The 436-nt window shown below is 49.8% G+C and carries 1 protein-coding gene; it reads left to right on the top strand.

Annotated elements, in window-relative coordinates; genetic code table 11:
* Positions 1-12: 12 nt before the first annotated feature.
* A partial coding sequence (locus tag ACP7H9_RS14210) for an FAD-dependent oxidoreductase (RefSeq protein ID WP_439222932.1) occupies positions 13-436 on the top strand: 424 nt, incomplete at its 3' end.

Below are 436 nucleotides of genomic sequence, written 5' to 3'. Positions count from 1 at the left end.
GGAGGTGCCCGAGTGACGCTCATTGAGAGAGGTACTATTGGCGGAACTTGTGTCAATATTGGCTGTGTCCCGTCTAAAATCATGATCCGAGCGGCTCATATCGCCCAACTGCGGCGAGAAAGCCCTTTTGATAAAGGCTTAAGTACTCATACTCTTAAGGTAAATCGATCAACTCTCCTCGAGCAACAACAGGCTCGGATAGAAGAACTCCGTGAATCCAAATACCAGAGTATTCTTAGAGAGAATTCCGCCATTACCGTTATTAACGGCGAAGCCCGCTTTATAGACGATGAAACTCTTTCCGTATCACTTTGCGATGGCGGTGAGCAAACGGTTCACTTTGACCGTGCTTTTATCGGCACCGGGGCCCGACCCGCACAACCACCCATCCCCGGCTTAGCTGAAACCCCTTACCTTACTTCGACAAGCGCATTAG

Origin of the sequence: Idiomarina sp. ST20R2A10 (genome assembly GCF_051842345.1) — a bacterium.
Taxonomy (GTDB): domain Bacteria; phylum Pseudomonadota; class Gammaproteobacteria; order Enterobacterales; family Alteromonadaceae; genus Idiomarina; species Idiomarina loihiensis.
The sequence above is the reverse complement of the archived record's forward strand: the minus strand, read 5'-3'. Positions and strand labels throughout refer to the sequence as shown.